The sequence below is a fragment of the Rhizobium redzepovicii genome (assembly GCF_019793435.1).
GTDB classification, from domain to species: Bacteria; Pseudomonadota; Alphaproteobacteria; order Rhizobiales; family Rhizobiaceae; genus Rhizobium; species Rhizobium redzepovicii.
Map to the genome: position 1 here is coordinate 248290 of NZ_JAILYH010000001.1, position 18366 is coordinate 266655.

The 18366-nt window shown below is 63.8% G+C and carries 20 protein-coding genes; 12 read left to right on the plus strand and 8 right to left on the minus strand.

Annotated features, from left to right (window positions below; all coding sequences use genetic code 11):
* Positions 1 to 84: 84 nt before the first annotated feature.
* Positions 85 to 927, minus strand: coding sequence for a transporter substrate-binding domain-containing protein (locus tag K6N12_RS01195; protein WP_183777935.1), 843 nt, complete (start codon positions 925 to 927; stop codon positions 85 to 87).
* A gap of 194 nt (positions 928 to 1121) precedes the next feature.
* Between K6N12_RS01195 and hutC (K6N12_RS01200) the strand changes: the two genes are divergently transcribed.
* Positions 1122 to 1877: a histidine utilization transcriptional repressor HutC gene (gene hutC, locus K6N12_RS01200; RefSeq protein ID WP_183777934.1), complete on the plus strand. Its 756-nt coding sequence runs from the start codon at positions 1122 to 1124 to the stop codon at positions 1875 to 1877.
* Positions 1878 to 1915: 38 nt separating this feature from the next.
* On the opposite strand, the gene hutC (K6N12_RS01205) is transcribed toward hutC (K6N12_RS01200), so the two are convergent.
* Positions 1916 to 2638, minus strand: coding sequence for a histidine utilization transcriptional repressor HutC (gene hutC, locus K6N12_RS01205; RefSeq protein WP_183777933.1), 723 nt, complete (start codon positions 2636 to 2638; stop codon positions 1916 to 1918).
* 60 nt (positions 2639 to 2698) lie between these two features.
* Positions 2699 to 4045 (minus strand): formimidoylglutamate deiminase, encoded by a 1347-nt coding sequence (locus K6N12_RS01210; RefSeq protein ID WP_183777932.1) that lies wholly within the window; start codon positions 4043 to 4045, stop codon positions 2699 to 2701.
* 122 nt (positions 4046 to 4167) lie between these two features.
* On the opposite strand from K6N12_RS01210, the gene hutI reads away from it, so the two are divergent.
* The 6 genes from hutI (at position 4168) to K6N12_RS01240 (ending at position 11010) form a co-directional block, all read left to right on the plus strand.
* Positions 4168 to 5430 carry an imidazolonepropionase gene (gene hutI / locus K6N12_RS01215; protein WP_183777931.1) on the plus strand — a complete coding sequence of 421 codons (1263 nt, stop codon included), beginning with the start codon at positions 4168 to 4170 and terminating at the stop codon, positions 5428 to 5430.
* Complete coding sequence (gene hutH / locus K6N12_RS01220) at positions 5427 to 6962, plus strand: histidine ammonia-lyase (protein WP_183777930.1); 1536 nt, start codon at positions 5427 to 5429, stop codon at positions 6960 to 6962. Before hutI ends, hutH begins: the two co-directional genes overlap by 4 nt.
* Positions 6963 to 7118: 156 nt before the next feature.
* The gene (gene hutG, locus K6N12_RS01225) at positions 7119 to 7925 is read left to right on the plus strand and encodes an N-formylglutamate deformylase (RefSeq protein ID WP_183777929.1); all 807 of its coding nucleotides are present in this window, start codon (positions 7119 to 7121) and stop codon (positions 7923 to 7925) included.
* A gap of 24 nt (positions 7926 to 7949) precedes the next feature.
* Positions 7950 to 9623, plus strand: a complete 1674-nt coding sequence (hutU, locus tag K6N12_RS01230) for a urocanate hydratase (RefSeq protein WP_183854660.1) — start codon at positions 7950 to 7952, stop codon at positions 9621 to 9623.
* A gap of 5 nt (positions 9624 to 9628) precedes the next feature.
* A complete protein-coding gene (locus tag K6N12_RS01235; RefSeq protein ID WP_222148585.1) occupies positions 9629 to 10204 on the plus strand; it encodes a HutD/Ves family protein in 576 nt (191 codons plus the stop codon).
* A gap of 176 nt (positions 10205 to 10380) precedes the next feature.
* On the plus strand, positions 10381 to 11010 hold the full coding sequence (locus K6N12_RS01240) for a J domain-containing protein (protein ID WP_183777926.1): 630 nt from the start codon (positions 10381 to 10383) through the stop codon (positions 11008 to 11010).
* A 12-nt stretch (positions 11011 to 11022) separates the two neighbouring features.
* Here the strand turns inward: K6N12_RS01240 and K6N12_RS01245 are convergent, their stop codons facing one another.
* Together K6N12_RS01245 and K6N12_RS01250 are read right to left on the minus strand one after the other, a co-directional pair.
* The gene (locus K6N12_RS01245) at positions 11023 to 11724 is read right to left on the minus strand and encodes a DUF899 family protein (protein ID WP_222148586.1); all 702 of its coding nucleotides are present in this window, start codon (positions 11722 to 11724) and stop codon (positions 11023 to 11025) included.
* A gap of 471 nt (positions 11725 to 12195) precedes the next feature.
* Entirely contained in the window at positions 12196 to 12378 is a 183-nt protein-coding gene (locus K6N12_RS01250) for a hypothetical protein (protein ID WP_222148587.1), read from the minus strand.
* 70 nt (positions 12379 to 12448) lie between these two features.
* On the opposite strand from K6N12_RS01250, the gene K6N12_RS01255 reads away from it, so the two are divergent.
* A complete protein-coding gene (locus tag K6N12_RS01255; RefSeq protein WP_222148588.1) occupies positions 12449 to 13087 on the plus strand; it encodes an alpha/beta hydrolase family protein in 639 nt (212 codons plus the stop codon).
* Here the strand turns inward: K6N12_RS01255 and K6N12_RS01260 are convergent.
* From K6N12_RS01260 to pcaQ, 3 genes are all read right to left on the minus strand, one after another.
* Entirely contained in the window at positions 13084 to 13755 is a 672-nt protein-coding gene (locus K6N12_RS01260; protein ID WP_222148589.1) for an RES family NAD+ phosphorylase, read from the minus strand. The two genes, K6N12_RS01255 and K6N12_RS01260, sit on opposite strands and share 4 nt — an antisense overlap.
* Positions 13752 to 14276 carry an MbcA/ParS/Xre antitoxin family protein gene (locus K6N12_RS01265; protein WP_222148590.1) on the minus strand — a complete coding sequence of 175 codons (525 nt, stop codon included), beginning with the start codon at positions 14274 to 14276 and terminating at the stop codon, positions 13752 to 13754. Before K6N12_RS01265 ends, K6N12_RS01260 begins: the two co-directional genes overlap by 4 nt.
* Positions 14277 to 14348: 72 nt before the next feature.
* Positions 14349 to 15266 (minus strand): pca operon transcription factor PcaQ, encoded by a 918-nt coding sequence (gene pcaQ, locus K6N12_RS01270; RefSeq protein WP_222148591.1) that lies wholly within the window; start codon positions 15264 to 15266, stop codon positions 14349 to 14351.
* 404 nt (positions 15267 to 15670) lie between these two features.
* Between pcaQ and pcaD the strand changes: the two genes are divergently transcribed.
* Genes pcaD through pcaG form a run of 4 tightly spaced genes read left to right on the plus strand, consistent with a single transcriptional unit; the run spans position 15671 to position 18245 of the window.
* Positions 15671 to 16474, plus strand: coding sequence for a 3-oxoadipate enol-lactonase (pcaD, locus tag K6N12_RS01275; protein ID WP_222148592.1), 804 nt, complete (start codon positions 15671 to 15673; stop codon positions 16472 to 16474).
* A complete protein-coding gene (pcaC, locus tag K6N12_RS01280; RefSeq protein WP_183777918.1) occupies positions 16471 to 16872 on the plus strand; it encodes a 4-carboxymuconolactone decarboxylase in 402 nt (133 codons plus the stop codon). Before pcaD ends, pcaC begins: the two co-directional genes overlap by 4 nt.
* Positions 16873 to 16881: 9 nt before the next feature.
* Entirely contained in the window at positions 16882 to 17631 is a 750-nt protein-coding gene (pcaH, locus tag K6N12_RS01285; RefSeq protein ID WP_222148593.1) for a protocatechuate 3,4-dioxygenase subunit beta, read from the plus strand.
* A gap of 2 nt (positions 17632 to 17633) precedes the next feature.
* Complete coding sequence (gene pcaG / locus K6N12_RS01290) at positions 17634 to 18245, plus strand: protocatechuate 3,4-dioxygenase subunit alpha (RefSeq protein ID WP_131711581.1); 612 nt, start codon at positions 17634 to 17636, stop codon at positions 18243 to 18245.
* Positions 18246 to 18366 lie beyond the last annotated feature (121 nt).

Consider the following 18366-nt stretch of genomic DNA (forward strand, 5'->3'; position numbering starts at 1 on the left):
GCAGTATTTTCTGGATCGAGAATAACACGCGGTCTCCGGCGACAAAGCCGGAGACCGGCGCCTGCGGCCAAAAGGCCGAAGCGCTTACTGCTGCGGGCTGACGTCGACCTGGAACCACTTCATCGAGAGGTTCTTGACGGTGCCGTCGGCGAGCGCGGACTTGATCGCCTCGCTGAACTTGTCGCGCAGATCGGTATCGGCCTTGCGGACGCCGAGGCCTTCGCCCTCGCCCCAGATCGAGCCGACGATCTCCGGACCGGTGAAGTCGAGCGCGCCGTTGGCGGTCTTGAAGGCATTGGCGAAATAGACGGCGTCGTCGAAGCCGAGGTCGATGCGGCCGTTCTGCAGGTCGAGGTCGCGGTCGGCGCCGGTCTTGTACTCGCGGATCTCGGCAATATCGCCGAAATTGTCATAGACGAACTTGGCGTAGACGGTGGCCGCCTGGATGCCGATCGTCTTGCCCTTGAAAGCCTCCTTCAGCGCGTCGATCTCCTTCACGCCGGTCTGGCCGGGCGTCATCTTGATCGTGGAGCCAGTGCCGGCAGCTTTCGCCAGCGGGCTGTCCTTGGCGGTGGCGAAGGCAGCGGGCGTGGCTGCATAGGGAATGGTGAAATCGATCACCTGCTTGCGCTCTTCGGTGATCGACAGCGCGTCCATGATGACATCGAACTTGCCGGCATTCAGCGCCGGGATCATGCCGTCCCAATCGGAAGCAACAAGCGTGCATTCGATCTTGGCGCGTTCGCAGAGCACCTTGGCGAGCTCCGGCTCGAAGCCGCCGAGCGTGCCGTCGGCATTGGTGAGGTTCCACGGCGCATAGGCGCCCTCGAGCGTGATCGTCGCCTTCGTCCAGTCCTTGGCGAAAGCGGGTGCTGCGAAGGCGGAAAGAGCGGCGACGCCGCAAAACAGGATTGTGCTGAATTTCATTGATGAATTCTCCTCTGGAGTTGAAACAGACCTTGCGGCACCACGCCGATCTTCGCCGGCTTGCCCTTTCCGTCCTATTTCTGTGTCCAGGACCGATTGAGAGGTTGTATATGGTACCATATGAGATATTTTGTGATATGCAAGAGGAAAGTCGATTTAGGTGGCGAATTCCATTCGTGCAAAAGGAATAGGCAATGAAGCGTTCCGGCGAGATGAAGCGCGAACTGGCGGAAAATGATAGCACGCCGCTTTACGCCGGCGTCAAGCAGGTGATCCTCGACCGCATCCACAGCGGCGAATGGCCGCCGAAATACCGCGTGCCGTCGGAAAACGAGCTGGTCGTCGAGCTCGGCGTCAGCAAGATGACCGCCAACCGGGCGCTGCGCGAACTTGCCAATGAAGGCGAACTCGTCCGCATCCAGGGCGTCGGCTCCTTCGTCGCTGAACGCAAGGGCTATTCGGCGCTGTTCGAGGTGCGCAACATCGCCGAGGAAATCGCCGAACGCGGCCATGTCCATGAGGCCTCCGTCGTCGTTCTCGCCCAGGAAACGGCCTCTCCGGAGATCGCCGACGCGCTCGAACTTGCGATCGGCGCGGCAGTCTTCCACTCACTGATCGTGCACAGCGAAAACGGTGTTCCGGTGCAGATCGAGGACCGTTTCGTCCATCCGGAGGCCGCCCCCGAATATCTCGACCAGGATTTCACCACCTTGACGCCGAACGCCTATCTGACGGCGGCCGCCCCGCTCAGCGGCTCCGAGCACGTCGTCGAGGCAGCGATGCCGCAGGCCTGGGAATGCAAGCTCCTGACCATCCTGAAGACCGAACCCTGCCTGACGATCCGCCGGCGCACATGGTCGGCAAAACAGGTGGTCTCCACAGCCCGCCTCGTCTACCCCGGCTATCGCTACCGGCTCGAGGCGCGCAGCGGCAAGATGTTCGAAGACTAAAACACCCGCGACATTGTATATGGAACCTCCGGCTACTGCTATTGCGACGCCGGCGTGAAACGCGCCACCAGGGCGTGGCGATCGCCGGGATAAGTGAAGCGCACATGGGTCACCGGCCCGGCGCCACTCCAGGTGCGGCGCTCGACCACCAGGCAGGCGGTGTTGCGGGCGATGTCGAGGGCCGCCGCCACCTCGGCGCTGGCGGAGACGGCGTGGATCCGGTGTTCGGCGGTGCTCCACGGCACCTGGTTGAGCAGCCACGGCCCAGGCGCCACCGTCAGGAAATCGGCATCGGCGGCCTCAGGTACGGTCGCAAGGCTGATCAGCCGCTCCTCCAGGCAGAAGGGCCGCGTGCCGGCATTGTGGATGCAGACCACCTCGACGACCGAGGACGCCACAGGCAGCTCCAGCCGGCGGCTGTCCTCAGCCTTGGCCTTGCGGCTCGCCGTCTTCGACACCGCGTAGGAATAGGGCAGGTTCAGCGACTGCACCTCGGCCTTGATGTCGTGGATTTCGAGAACGGCCGATTGCGCCTGCGGCTGGGTGACGAAGCTGCCGGATTTCTTGCGGCGCTCGATGAGGCCGGCCTTAGCGAGCTGGGTCAGCACCTTGTTCACCGTCATGCGCGAGACGTCATATTGGGTAGCGAGATCGACCTCGAAGGGAATACGGTGTCCCGGCGGCCATTCGCCCGAGACGATACGGCCCTCGATCTCGCCGAGGATGCGCTGGTGCAAGGTGGGATCCCTGCTTTGGTTCATCGCCACGTTCCCATTGATCTCCCGCTCTAGATCGAATGCCTGCTTATGAAAAGCGCTTTTTCAGCCAGCCAGCAATTCGCCCATCGCGGCAAGGAACCGCCGGTCGATGGCCTCGCGCCCGACATGACGCCCACCCGCCACCTGCTTGCGGCCGCGCGCCCAGACGCAATCGATGGAAATGCCGCCGGCAAACAGCCAGTGATCGAGGATCTGATCGCCGGAGAGATAGGGAACGGCTGACATATCGAGCGAAACGAGATCGGCGTGATGGCCTTCGGCGATACCGGCCGGGGCTTTCAGCGCCGCACCGCCGCCGGCAAGCGCCTGGTTGAACAGGCAAAGCGCCGTCGAACCGCCGGGTGCTGCGACGACATTGCGGGCGCGCAGCGCCAGGCGCTGCGAATATTCGAGCTGGCGCAATTCTTCCGGCAAGGAGATCAGCACGTTGGAATCCGAGCCGATGCCGTAACGGCCGCCCTCTTGAAGGAAAAGGGGCGCAGCAAAGGCGCCGTCGCCGAGATTGGCCTCGGTGATCGGGCAGAGGCCGGCGATCGCGCCGCTATTCGCCATATGCCGCGTCTCGTCCTCGGTCATGTGAGTCGCATGGATCAGGCACCAGCGCTCATCCACTGGCATATGATCGAGCAGCCATTCGACCGGCCGCGCGCCCGACCAGGCGACGCAGTCCTCGACCTCCTTCACCTGCTCGGCGACATGAATATGGATAGGGCCATCGCCCGCCATCGGCACGAGCTTCGCCAATTGCTCCGGTGTTGCGGCGCGCAGGCTGTGCGGCGCAACACCGAGTTCGGCGCCGTCGAGCCGGCCAGTCACTGCCCGACATCCCTCCATCAGCCTTTCGAAGCTTTCGAGCGAATTGATGAATCGCCGCTGGCCGTCGATCGGCTGAGCGCCGCTGAAACCGGAATGGGCGTAGAAGACCGGCAGGAGGGTCAGACCGATCCCGGTCTCTTCGCTTGCCGCACCGATACGTTCGGCAAGCTCGGCGATATTGGCATAGGTGCCGCCATCCCTGTCGTGATGGAGATAATGGAATTCGCCGACGCGGGAAAAGCCAGCCTCAAGCATCTCCGCATAAAGCTTGGCGGCAACCGCCTCGACATGTTCAGGCGTCATCGCCAAAGCGAACTTGTACATGACCGTGCGCCAGCTCCAGAAGCTGTCGTTTGCCGGGCCGCGCACTTCGGCAAGACCGGCCATCGCCCGCTGGAAGGCGTGGCTGTGCAGGTTGCCGATGGCCGGAACGATCAGAGCATGGCGCTCATCACCGGGCGCGGAGGCAACGCCCACCTCGAGCCGGGCGATGCGCCCGGCCTCGAGCGTCAGCCGCAGGTCCTTCTGCCAGCCTTGCGGCGTCAGAGCAGTCCTCGCGTGAAGTACGGTCATGGCCTTTTCTCCCCTTCTGCCGCGCCGCCGATCTTTCTTTTCCAGAAGAGCGCGCAAAATTTCTCTTGTCACCTGCTTATTATGTATATACATGTTTCAGCATAAGGAAAGGCGCAAAGCTGATGACCGGGAACAATTTTTCTGAAGGAACCGCATCCGCCGAGGTCAGGCCGGCGCTGTGGCGCAATGCGCGCCTGGCGACGCTCGCGCCTGACAAAGCCGGGCTCGGCATCGTCGAAAAGGGCGCCGTTCTGATCGAAAACGGCCGCATCGCCTTCTCAGGCGCCGAACGCGAGCTGCCGGCATCGGCTATCGAACGCTCCGACATCGTCGATCTCGAAGGCCGCTGGGTGACACCCGGCCTCGTCGACTGCCACACCCATATCGTTCACGGCGGCAATCGTGCTCGAGAATTCCAGATGCGCCTTGAAGGCGCGACCTACGAAGAGATCGCGCGGGCCGGTGGCGGCATCGTCTCCTCGGTTCAGGCGACCAATGCGCTGTCGGTCGAGGAACTCGTCGCCGAAGCACTGCCGCGGCTCGATACGCTGCTTGCCGAAGGCGTGACCACTGTCGAGATCAAATCCGGCTATGGCCTCAACCGGACCGGCGAAGTGAAGATGTTGCAGAGCGCCCGCCTGCTCGGCCATATCAGGCCGGTGCGCGTTGCCACCACCTATCTCGGTGCGCATGCGACGCCGGTGGATTACAAGGGCCGCAACGGCGACTATCTCGACGATGTCGTGCTGCCCGGGCTCGACGACATGTACAACCTCGGCCTTGCCGATGCCGTCGACGGCTTCTGCGAAGGCATCGCTTTTTCGACAGTCGAGATCGCCCGCGTCTTCGACAAGGCCAAAATGCTCGGCCTGCCGGTCAAGCTGCATGCCGAGCAGCTCTCCAATCTCGGCGGCGCCAAGCTGGCTGCCGCCTATGGCGCGCTGTCCTGTGATCATCTGGAATATCTCGACGAGGAGGGCGTTGCCGCAATGGCCGCGGCCGGCACCGTCGCCGTGCTGCTGCCCGGCGCCTTCTATGCCATCCATGAAAAACAGAAGCCGCCGGTGGAAGCGTTGCGCCGGGCGGGCGTGCCGATCGCGATCGCCACCGACTGCAATCCCGGCACCTCGCCGCTCACCTCGATGCTGCTGACCATGAACATGTCGGCGACGCTGTTCGGCCTCACCGTCGAGGAATGCATCGCCGGCGCCACCCGCGAAGGCGCCCGTGCGCTCGGCCTTATCGGCGAGACCGGCACGCTCGAAGCCGGCAAATCCGCCGATCTCGCCGTCTGGAATATCGAGAGCCTTGCCGAGCTCGTCTACCGCATCGGCTTCAATCCGCTTCACGCACGCGTCTTCAAGGGCGAAAGGAACGGTCGATGACCATCACGCTCCACCCGGGCTCCGTCTCGCTCAAGGATCTCGAGACCATCTATTGGACCGGTGCGCCGGCCAGGCTCGATCCCGCCTTCGATGCCGGCATCGCCAAGGCCGCCGCCCGCATCGCCGAGATCGCCGCCGGCAATGCGCCGGTTTACGGCATCAATACCGGCTTCGGCAAACTCGCCTCGATCAAGATCGACAGCGCCGACGTCGCCACGCTGCAGCGCAATCTCATCCTGTCGCATTGCTGCGGCATCGGCGCGCCGCTTCCGGAAAATATCGTCCGGCTGATCATGGCGCTGAAGCTTGTTTCGCTCGGGCGCGGCGCCTCCGGCGTCCGGCTGCAGCTGGTGCGGCTGATCGAAGGCATGCTGGATACGGGCGTTATTCCGCTGATCCCGGAAAAGGGCTCGGTCGGCGCCTCCGGCGATCTTGCCCCGCTCGCCCATATGGCGGCGGTGATGATGGGCGAGGCCGAAGCCTTCTTCGCCGGCGAACGACTTTCCGGTGCAGTGGCCCTGGAAAAGGCCGGACTGAAACCTATCGTGCTCGCCGCCAAGGAAGGCCTGGCGCTGATCAACGGCACACAGACCTCGACGGCGCTGGCGCTCGCTGGCCTCTTCCGCGCCCATCGCGCCGCGCAGTCGGCGCTCATCACCGGCGCCATGTCGACCGACGCAGCCATGGGGTCCTCGGCGCCCTTCCACGCCGATATCCACACGTTGCGCGGCCACAAGGGCCAGATCGATACCGCAGCCGCGCTTCGCGGCCTGCTCGAAAACTCCGTCATCCGCCAGAGCCATATCGAGGGCGACGAGCGCGTACAGGATCCCTATTGCATCCGGTGCCAGCCGCAGGTGGACGGCGCCTGCCTCGACCTCTTGCGTTCAGTCGCCCGCACCCTTGAAATCGAGGCCAATGCTGTCACCGACAATCCGCTGGTGCTGTCGGACAACTCGGTTGTCTCCGGTGGCAACTTCCACGCCGAACCCGTCGCCTTCGCCGCCGATCAGATAGCCCTTGCCGTCTGCGAGATCGGCGCGATCTCGCAGCGACGCATCGCGCTGCTGGTCGATCCGGTACTTTCCTACGGCCTGCCGGCCTTCCTCGCCAAAAAGCCAGGCCTGAACTCCGGCCTGATGATTGCCGAGGTCACCTCGGCGGCGCTGATGTCGGAGAACAAGCAAATGTCGCACCCGGCCTCGGTCGATTCGACCCCGACCTCGGCCAATCAGGAAGACCATGTCTCGATGGCTTGCCACGGTGCCCGGCGCCTGCTCGGCATGACCGAGAACCTGTTCGGCATCATCGGCATCGAGGCGCTGACCGCTGCGCAAGGGGTCGAGCTGCGCGCACCGCTTGCCACCAGCCCGGAGCTTTTGAAGGCGATCGCCGCAATCCGCAGCCAGGTGCCGAGCCTCGACAGCGACCGCTATATGGCGAACGACCTCGCCGCGGCGGCCGAGCTGGTGGCGACGGGCGCACTGAATGCTTCGGTTTCGAATGGCATTCTGCCGGTTTTGGAGGGTTGAAATGATAGTGAAGAAGAAAGTCCCCTCCCCAACCCCTCCCCACAATGGGGAGGGGCTTAACCTGCGGCCCCGGCTGCATTCAATCTTGAACGCAGACCATGCGGCTGGCTCTAGCTTCTCCCCCTTGTGGGGAGGGGTTGGGGAGGGGTTTTTGCCATGACCAATCCCGTCTTCGAAATCCATCGGGGCACCTCCCCCGTCATCCTCGCTTTCCCCCATACCGGCACCGAGGTCCCGCCCGAGATCTACGACCGCCTCAACGACAACGGCCGGATTCTCGCCGATACCGACTGGCACATCCACGAGCTCTATGACGGGCTGCTCAATGATGTCACGACCGTGCGCGCCACCTTCCACCGCTATGTGATCGACGCCAACCGCGATCCAGAGGGCGTCAGCCTCTATCCCGGCCAGAACACCACCGGCCTCGTTCCCGAGACGGATTTCGACGGCAAGGCGATCTGGAAGGATGGGCAGGCGCCCGACGAGGCCGATATCGCCGCCCGGCTGCGGGATTTTCATGCGCCCTACCACGCCGCTCTTGCCGCCGAGATCGAGCGCGTCAGAGCAATGCATGGCGTGGCGGTCCTCTATGATTGCCACTCGATCCGCTCGCACATTCCCTTCCTCTTCGAAGGCAAGCTGCCGGATTTCAACATCGGCACCGATATGGGCAAGACCTGCGCCGGCGCCATCGAGCAGGCGACGCTCACCGTCGTCGAAGCCGCGGAAGGCTACGACAGCGTGCTCAACGGCCGCTTCAAGGGCGGCTGGACGACGCGCCATTATGGCAGGCCGGAGACCGGCGTGCATGCGATCCAGATGGAGCTTGCGCAATCGACCCATCTGCAGGCCGAAGCACCACCCTTTGCCTACGATACCGCGAAAGCGGACAGGCTTCGCGTCCATCTCAAAGACATTCTGGTGCGCATCGAACAGATCGCGCCAGGCCTGAAACGATAACGATCACTCGACAGGGGAACCGCCATGAGCAATCCACGCCACAATATCCGCGAAATCCGTGCGCCCCGCGGCAACGAGCTCAATGCCAAGAGCTGGATGACCGAAGCGCCGCTGCGCATGCTGATGAACAATCTCGATCCCGACGTGGCGGAAAATCCGAACGAGCTCGTCGTCTATGGCGGCATCGGCCGCGCTGCCCGCACCTGGGAGGACTTCGACCGCATCGTCGCGACGCTGAAGACGCTGACGGAAGAAGAAACGCTGCTCGTCCAATCCGGCAAGCCGGTCGGCGTCTTCCGCACCCACAAGGATGCGCCGCGCGTGCTGATCGCAAATTCCAACCTCGTGCCGCATTGGGCGACCTGGGATCATTTCAACGAGCTGGATAAGAAGGGCCTTGCCATGTACGGCCAGATGACGGCCGGCTCGTGGATCTATATCGGCACGCAGGGCATCGTGCAGGGCACCTACGAGACCTTCGTCGAGGCCGGCCGCCAGCATTATGGCGGTAACCTCAAGGGCAAGTGGATCCTGACTGGCGGCCTCGGCGGCATGGGCGGCGCCCAGCCGCTCGCCGCCGTCATGGCCGGCGCCTGCTGCCTCGCCGTCGAGTGCAATCCTGACTCGATCGATTTCCGCCTGCGCACCCGCTATCTCGACGCCAAGGCCGAGACGCTTGATGAGGCGCTCGAGATGATCGACCGCTGGACCAAATCAGGCGAAGCCAAGTCCGTCGGCCTGCTCGGCAATGCCGCCGAAATCCTGCCGGAAATGGTCCGCCGCGGCATCCGCCCCGACATGGTCACCGACCAGACCTCGGCGCATGACCCGATCAACGGCTACCTGCCGAAGGGCTGGACGATGGCCGAATGGAAGGCCAAGCGCGAGAGCGATCCGAAGGCCGTGGAAAAAGCGGCGCGCGCCTCGATGCGCGAGCATGTCGAGGCGATGATCGCCTTCTGGAACGCCGGTATTCCGACACTCGACTACGGCAACAACATCCGCCAGGTCGCCAAGGAAGAAGGCCTGGAAAACGCCTTCGCCTTCCCGGGCTTCGTGCCGGCCTATATAAGACCGCTGTTCTGCCGCGGCATCGGCCCCTTCCGCTGGGCCGCCTTGTCGGGCGACCCGGAGGATATCTACAAGACCGATGCCAAGGTGAGGGAACTGACCCCCGGCAATACCCACCTGCACAACTGGCTCGACATGGCCAGAGAGCGCATCGCCTTCCAGGGCCTGCCGGCGCGCATCTGCTGGGTCGGCCTCGGCGACCGCCACCGCCTGGCTCTGGCCTTCAATGAAATGGTCAGGAATGGCGAGCTTTCCGCCCCCATCGTCATCGGCCGCGACCACCTCGATTCCGGTTCCGTCGCCTCGCCGAACCGCGAAACCGAAGCCATGAAGGACGGCTCGGACGCCGTCTCCGACTGGCCGCTGCTGAACGCGCTGCTCAACACCGCCTCGGGCGCCACCTGGGTATCGCTGCATCATGGCGGCGGCGTCGGCATGGGCTTCTCCCAGCATTCGGGCGTCGTCATCTGCGCCGATGGCACCGACGATGCGGCCAAGCGCCTCGAGCGGGTGCTCTGGAACGATCCGGCGACCGGCGTCATGCGCCACGCCGATGCCGGCTACGACATCGCCCTCGACTGCGCGAGGGACAAGGGCCTGCGCCTGCCCGGCATTCTCGGGAACTGAGCCTCATGCGGATCCTGCGCGCCGGCGACCACAAGCGCATGCCGTGGAAAAACGGTGGCGGCGAAACGGTGGAGATCGCCGTTTCGCCCGAAGATGCCGGCCTTGCCGGCTTCGACTGGCGCGTCAGCATGGCGACTGTTGCAACGGACGGGCCGTTCTCGATCTTTCCCGGCATCGACCGCACGCTGGCGATCCTTAACGGCAACGGCATGACGCTCGACATCAAAGGCAGGGCGCCGGCGCTGCTGACGACGGCGAGCGATCCCCTCGCCTTCCCGGCGGATATCCCGGTCGCGGCCAGCCTCCAGGACGGCGCGATCACCGATCTCAATGTCATGACCCGCCGCGCGGGGCTTGTTCACACGCTGGTGCGGCTCGAAATCGATGGCGGCAGGACCCTGCCGCTGACGGCGTCGACATGCTTGTTGCTCTGCCACCGCGGCAGCCTGTCGTTCCGGCAGGGCGACGAGACCGGCAGGCTTGCGGTCGGCGACGCGCTGCTGATGACGGATGCGGCGGGAACCGAACTCAAAATCGATGGTGACGCGACATGTTATGTCGCTTCGATCGCCGCCGGCTGATCTTGGTCCAACAGCTTGAAAAACATGGACAATCGAAAAACGGCCCGGGTATTCGCGTGAACCGTTGCTATTTCGGGCCATGGACGTCATTCCTGCTTTCGGTCTAAACTTCGCCTTTCTGATGCAGAAGAAGACCTAGACTGCCCGCGATACCCAGGGGCAGCAGGGGAGCAGGCGTGACGGATCCATACGATATTCTCGGCGTTGAACGCGATGCGAACGAAGCGCAGCTGAAGGCCGCCTATCGGCGTCTGGCCAAGGTCGCCCACCCCGATTCGGGCGGGGATACAGAGGCTTTCGACAAGTTGCAGAAAGCCTATGGGCTGCTTCTCGATCCCGTCCGCCGCAAGGTTTATGACGATACCGGCTATGACGTCGAACTCGCCGACGCCGCCGAGTTGCAGGCGCTCGTCATGATCGAAAAGCTCGTCACCGACGCCGTGCTCGACGAGCGCGTGCCCGGAAGTTTCGATCCCGTCGCCGTCATGCAGGAAAGCCTTTCCGAGGAACTGCGCAAGGCGCGGTTCAGCAAGAGCGAGTTGGAACGCCACGCCTCGCGCATCGGCCTGCATCTGGAACGGCTCGAAAAACAGTCCGGCCGCGATGTGCTCGCTCACATGTTCCGCGCCCGCATCGAAGCGATTGGCAAGGCGGTCGCGGAAACCGAGGCGAAGATCAAGGCAGCCGAACGCGCCGCCGACATGCTCGCCGGCTATGTCTACGAGGTCGATCCGTCACCGCTGCCGGAGGCTTCGGTCGCCAATCTCGAATGGATCGAAACGTCGAGAAACCGCTCCACTGGCTGACGGCCCACGACCTCAATAGGACAGCTTCGGATACCAATCCGGCGCCCGGCCTTCCGGCGTTGAATCCAGCACGGTCCAGAGCGGCATCAGATCCGGAGCACCGCGCGGATCCTCGCCGGGGTCGGCCGTCACCCCGCCCATCTCTCCGCTCCAGAAATGGCGGATGGTGCCGTCGCGCCGGGTGAAGACGTTGAAGGCGGCGTCATCGCTGCCGTCTTTGCCGATGGCGTGATAGTCGCGGCTGTATTCATCCGTCGTGTCGGAATAAAGCGGCAGGTGATGCCAAGCGCGTTCCTTCTTGAAGGCGAGCAGCCGTTCGAGCGGCGAGCGGGCGACGACGGCAAGCCCGACGCGCTGCAGCATATCAGGCACCTCGCCGTCCCAGGCCGACAGCAGCGAGGTGCACATCGGGCACGGGCGCTCCCGCTGCGGCCCGAACATATAGCTGTAGACGACCAGCGTTTCCTTGTCGGCGAAGAGTTCGCTGAAACCGATCGGCCCGTCGACGCCTTCGAAACGGTAGTCTTTCTTCACCTCGCCGCCCGGCGGCAGCGCCCGGCGCTGGACGGCCACACGTTCGATATGGCGGCGCAATTCGATCTCTTCGGCGAGCAGCGCGTCGCGGGCGCTGCGATATTCCTGGCTCTCATTGGGAAAGCGGACGCCGTTCTTTGCCGCAAGCACAGCGGCGGGGACGAGATGCTGATGATCCATGACATTTCCTCCTTCTGTTGCCGCACGATTGCAGCACATCGTTAGGATGACGATCGGCGGATGCGAAAATCGACAGCGCCGGCGAAAAAACGGCGGCAAGAAAAAATCCCACTTCGGAATCCCGAAGGACTGCCGCTTCGGGATTCCGAAATCCGCCGGGCTTTTCACGGAGGCACTGCGGAAAAACAGGCAATGATTTCAATGCGCCAACCAATTTCGGGATTCCGAAGTGCTATATAGAGTATGGTGGGAGTTCGTCACGGTCGCCCGGATCGACACAAACGCTTCCGCGAACGCATGTCTGAAAAGCAAAAAGGGCGCTCGACCCTTGCGGGGAGCGCCCTTATCCTGTCGGACAGCAAAGGGTTCGACGACGTCGATACCCACGCATCCATTTTTCAGGCAGGGCTGGTATATGCGCCCTCTCCGCCGCGGTTTCAAGGGCCGATCGGCATCATAATTTTGCGATCCCTAAAAAGCGACGCCGGTTACGGGGTTGACGACCGGCCGTTCGCTTTTGTCGGCCGCCCCAGCCGGCTGCACCGTCGGTGGCGCCAGCGATTCTGCATCGGCAGGCTCCGGCTTGTCGGGAACAGTGCTGACATCTTTGGGGCGGCGCTGCTCAGGCTTTACGTTTTCGTCATTCGTCGACATTGTCTGTCTCCTTTCAGGCAAGAAGTCACGGTCGTAGAGATGGTTCCGATGACGCTATGGAGGATTGCCGATGCTCGACAGATTTCTGCTCCAGGGGCCGCAGGATGCGCGCTTCACCATCCTATTGGCCCATGGCGCCGGCGCGCCGATGGATTCGGCGTCGATGACAGCAGCGGCGGAAGCGCTTGCCGGCGTCGGCTTCAGGGTAATCAGGTTCGAATTCGCCTATATGGCCGCCCGCCGTACCGGAGCCCGCAAGCCGCCGCCGCGGGCCGAAACGCTCAATCCCGAATATGAAGCGGCGATTGCCGAACTCGGCGTCAGCGGCCCGCTGATCATCGGCGGCAAGTCGATGGGCGGCCGGGTCGCCAGCATGATCGCCGACGATCTCCATGGCAGGGGCAAGATCGCCGGCCTGCTCTGCCTCGGCTATCCCTTCCATCCGCCCGGCCAGCCGACCAAACTGCGCACCGCTCACCTCAAGGGGCTGACAACATCCGCGCTGATCTGCCAGGGAACGCGCGACGAATTCGGCACGCGGGACGAGGTGCCGGGCTACGATCTCTCTGACCGGATCGAAATCCTCTGGCTCGAGGACGGCGACCACGACCTGAAGCCGCGCAAGAAAATCTCCGGCTTCTCCGCTGGCGATCACCTCGCCACGATGGCGAAGACGGCAAAGGCCTGGGCGGAGCGTGTTGTGATCTAGGCCGCGAGCTTCCTGACATCGATGCGCCGGTCGGCGGCGAAAACGGTGATTTCGAAGTGGTCGGCCTGCAGCACATCGCGAATGTTGCGCGGCCGATGCGCGGCGATGTTGACGCCACCCCTCAGCCGGACGCTGTCATAGAGTATGCCGGCGCCGCCACTCAATCGCACCTCTTCACCAAGCACTTGCGACGCCGCATAGCTCGCGCCGTCATAGACATCGGGCCGCATTGTCTGCTCGCCGCGAATATCGAGATAGGCGCCGATCAGCGTGGCCGCATAGCTTCGATAGGTGCGCGCCATCGTCGCCACGCTGCGGGCGACTGCCTCTCGCCTCAAATGATGGCCGACCTCGGCGGCGGCTGTCGTCAGAGCATCGGCGGCATACCAGGCGCCGAGATCGGGGCCGTTGAAGCGCATGCCGCCGGGAGCGACGTGCAGGAACGCCGCCATCACGATGCTGGCATTCGGCGTGCCGTAAACCCATTCATCCTCGGGAAGTCGCTGGATGCGATCGGCGACGAGGCGATCATTGGTCCAGCCGACGAGGTCCATTACGGCTTCGAGATCGGCCGCCCGCGTCACCGTATCGAAAAGTCCGATCGGCGGAAATTGCGATGGGATGAGCCGGTAGGAGGGACGCGGCGCTTCGGCAAAACGCGCGCTCACCGGAAGACGATGTCCGCGTCTTCGTAAGGTGTGAAGGCCTCGTCAAGCCTATTCGGCTGCATGTAGACACCGCCTCTTGCGCCATCGAGAAACCGGCGCACGGTCATCAACCCGTCCTGGGTTCCGTTGGTCACGATATCGAGTGGCGGATACCCGCCGAAAACCGGCGCCTGATGCGGCATGCGCAGCCAGGCAACGCCAGCGCGTTCGTCGGCAAACAGCACGCCGAGCGCCTGATGGATACCGAGCACGGCGGAGATCCGGGTCAGCGTATCGACATCGAGCGTGAAGGCCCCATGCTCACGCGCCTGCTTGGCCCAGCTGTGATAGGTCGACCGGGAGGGGTAGCCGAGCACGAGCAGACGCTGCTCTTCGCTCAAGCCCCAAAGATCGGCGATCGCCAGGAAGGTTCGCAAGGCCGGTGCACTCAGCCTTTTGCGGTTCGCCGGCGCAAACCGGCTGGTTTCCAGCCGCTGCGGCTCCAGGCTTTCCCGTTGCGCCCTGTGTCGTACATGCTGCATAACAGCCTCCTGTCTTGAATTAGACATAGTTCAAATCTGGGCAATTCACAAGCAGATTTAAAGAGCCGAGGCTCAGGACAGCTCGCCGGCCGCCTCGCGGACCGTCTGCATCAGGATCGATTGCGGCACCGACGGTACGGCATCGGCGCGCATCGTCAGCCCGACCGGCCCTCTAGTCTCGCTGGTATCGACCGGCAGCAGCGCCAGCCGCCCGTCGGCGACGTCATCGGCGACCACGCCGTTGGAAATGATCCAGATCGCGTCGCTCGAGCGCAGGAAGGCTCGGCCGAAGGAATCCGACACCGTCTCGATCTGGTTCGGCAGGCTGGAGACGCCGTTGGCGATGAGGAAATTTTCGACCACCGGCCGGATGATCGACCCCCGCGTCGGCATCAGCACCGTGTAATCGCCGAAACCGGCAAAGGGCGATTGGCCGCCGTCCAGCAGCGGATGGCCGGCGCGCACGGCAAACACCACCTGCTCGGAATAAAGATGCTCGAAGGAAAAGCCCGCCATCTTCTCGGCCCCCGCCAGACGGCCGACGACGATGTCGAGATCGCCGACACGAAGCTGCTCCAGCAGCACGGCGTTCTCGCCGGTGACGATCTTCACCCGGCTCCAGGTCCGCTCTTTGAGGAAGAGTTCCATCGCCCGCGGCATGATGCGCGACGACACTGTCGGCAGCGCGCCGATCCGGATCGGCGGCGCGTCGGCGAATTGCTCCTGTGAGACGGAATCGAGACCCTGGCGCAAAGCCGTCAGCGCCGCCCCGGCGTGCCGCAGAAAGACCTCGCCGTAGCGGGTAATCTTGATGCCGCGGCCGTCACGTTCGAAGACGTCGACACCCAGCGCCTGCTCCAGCTCACGGATCGTCTTCGTCACCGCCGGCTGGCTGACATGCAGCAATTCGGCCGCCTTCATGACGCCCTTCTGCCGCGCCACCTCGACAAAGGTCTGCAGGTGGCGAAACTTGACGCGGCTGTCGATCATCGTTCACATAACTCCAGGGTTATCGAAAGGCCTATAAATATCATTTTACTTAACCTGATCAACCGGTCAGTTTTGCGATTAGGAGTGTGTGCGGTTGGATGGGCTTCAAAGGCGAGCTTGGCAAGAAGCGACCCCCGCATTCCGTCATCCTCGGGCTTGACCCGAGGATCCATGCCGCGGCTGCCGGTGGGTGTCGCGTGGATGCTCGGGTCAAACCCGAGCATGACGGAGGGCGCCAATGCCCCTCACCCTAACCCTCTCCCCGCAAGCGGGGCGAGGGGACGTGACAAACGTGGCGTTTAGGTTGACGGAGACGGTGCGGCATATCTCCTTCTCCCCGCTGGCGGGGAGAAGGTGGCGGCAGCCGGATGAGGGGCCGCCCCGGCTGAATTGAGGAGATTGACGTGCAGTTCGCCCGCATAAACGACGTAACGATCCACTATCAGGTCATCGGCGCGCCCGCCGACCGGCCGGTGATCGTCTTTGTCAATTCGCTCGGCACGGATTTCCGCATCTGGCGCGATGTCGTCGTGCGGCTTGCCGGGGATTACGCCATGCTGCTTTACGACAAGCGCGGCCACGGGCTTTCCGATGTCGGCCAGCTCCCCTCGTCGATCGAGGATCATGCGACCGATCTCGCCGGCCTGCTCGATCTGCTTTCGGTCAAGGACGCCGTCATCTTGGGCCTCTCCGTCGGCGGCCTCATCGCCCAGTCGCTCTATCAGCGCCGGCCGGATCTCGTCGGCGCCCTCATCCTCAGCGACACCGCCCACAAGATCGGCACGGCGGAAAGCTGGAATGCCCGCATCGCCGCGGTCGAGAAAAACGGCATCGGCAGCATCGTCGACGCCATCATGGAGCGCTGGTTCACGCCTGCCTTCCGCCGGCCCGAAAACACCACCTATTCAGGATATTGCAACATGCTGACGCGCCAGCCGGTCGAAGGTTATATCGCCGCCTGCGAAGCGATCCGCGATGCCGATTTCACCGAAGCGGCAAAGAGGATCGCAGTGCCGACGATCTGCATCGTCGGCGACCAGGACGGCTCGACGCCGCCCGATCTCGTGCTTTCCACAGCGAAGCTGATCCCCGGTGCCCGCTACGAGGTCATTCCAGACTGCGCCCACATTCCCTGCGTCGAGCAGCCGGAAGCGCTGACGGCGATCATCCGCGCCTTCCTGACAACTCCTGGAGAAGCCAACCGATGAACGAGACCGCCTCCTCCGAGCGCTACCGGCAGGGCATGGCGACCCGCCGCGCCGTGCTCGGCGACGCCCATGTCGACCGCGCCGCCGCTGCGGCGACCGAATTCGACCGCCCCTTCCAGGAGCTGATCACCGAAGCCGCCTGGGGCCATGTCTGGTCGCGGCCGGCGCTGAGCAAGCGCGAGCGCTCGATCGTGACCATCGCCCTGCTCGCTGCTCTCGGCCAGGACGACGAGGTCGCCATGCATGTGCGCGCCACCGCCAACACAGGTGCGAGCCGCGAGGATGTCTGCGAGGCGCTCTTGCATGTGGCGATCTATGCCGGCGTTCCCGCCGCCAATCATGCGATCAAGATCGCCAAACAGACCTTTGCACAAATGGACGCCGAAAAGGCGGCCTGAGGGGGAGAAATGTCCGAACTACCGAACCGCAAGCCGGAGACCGGCGCCTTTTTCGCCCGCGACCGTGCCTGGCACGCGCCGGCGCTGACCCCCGGCTACAAAACCTCCGTGCTGCGCGCGCCCCAGCGCGCGCTGCTCTCGCTCGACGGCACGATCTCCGAAACAACGGGCCCGGTCTTCGGCCATTCGATGATTGGTGAGCTCGACAACGACCTGATCCTGAATTATGCGCGGCCCGGCGAAAGCGCCATCGGCGAGCGCATCATCGTCCATGGACGGGTGCTCGACGAGCGCGCCAAGCCGATTGCGGGCGCCTTGGTCGAATTCTGGCAGGCCAATGCCGGCGGGCGCTACCGCCACAAGAAGGAAAGCTATCTGGCGGCGATCGATCCGAATTTCGGCGGCTGCGGCCGTGCCGTCACCGATGAGGAAGGCCGCTACCATTTCCGCACGGTGCGGCCCGGCGCCTATCCCTGGCCGAATGGGATCAACGACTGGCGCCCGGCGCATATTCACTTCTCGGTTTTCGGCCACGGCTTTGCCCAGCGCCTGATCACCCAGATGTATTTCGAGGGCGATCCGATGATCTGGAAATGTCCGATCGTCGGCACCATCCCCGACAAGGCGGCGATCGAACAGCTGATCGCGCCGCTCGACTGGGGCAACACCATCCCGATGGATTCACGCGCCTATAAATTCGATATCGTGCTGCGCGGCCGCCGCTCGACGATGTTCGAAAACAGGCTGGAGGGCAATTGACCATGCAGCAGCTCGGTTATCTCAAGGAAACCCCGTCGCAGACGGCAGGGCCTTATGTTCATATCGGCCTGACGCCGAATTTCTGCGACATAACAGGTGTCTACGACAGCGATCTCGGCACGGCGATGGTCAACGACAAGACGCTTGGCGAACGCATCACCGTCACCGGCCGCATTCTCGACGGCGCCGGCGCCTTGGTGCGCGATGCCGTCGTCGAGATCTGGCAGGCCGACAGCGCCGGCCTCTATAATAGCCCCTCGGAAATGCGCGGCGCCGCCGATCCCAATTTTACCGGCTGGGGCCGCTGCCCAACCCGCGCTGAAGACGGCGTCTACAGCTTCGAAACCATCAAGCCCGGCCGCGTCCCCTTCAAGGACGGCCGCAGACAAGCCCCGCACATCACCTTTTGGATCGTCGCCCGCGGCATCAATATCGGCCTGCATACGCGCATGTACTTCCCGGAGGAGACGGAAGCCAACGCCGCCGACCCGCTGCTCCAGCGCATCGAACATCGCGAGCGGGTCGCCACCATGATCGCCACCCGCGACGGCGCCACCTGCCATTTCGACATCTATCTGCAGGGTGCCAACGAGACGGTGTTTTTGGATATTTGAGGGGCTGGCCAGCGGCTTGTACGGAGAGCCCGGCGCCCGTAGCCCCCTCACCCTTCCCTCTCCCCGAGGGGAGAGGGGATGTGCCATACGAGATGACAGCCCATAGGCGCCGGCGCTGCCT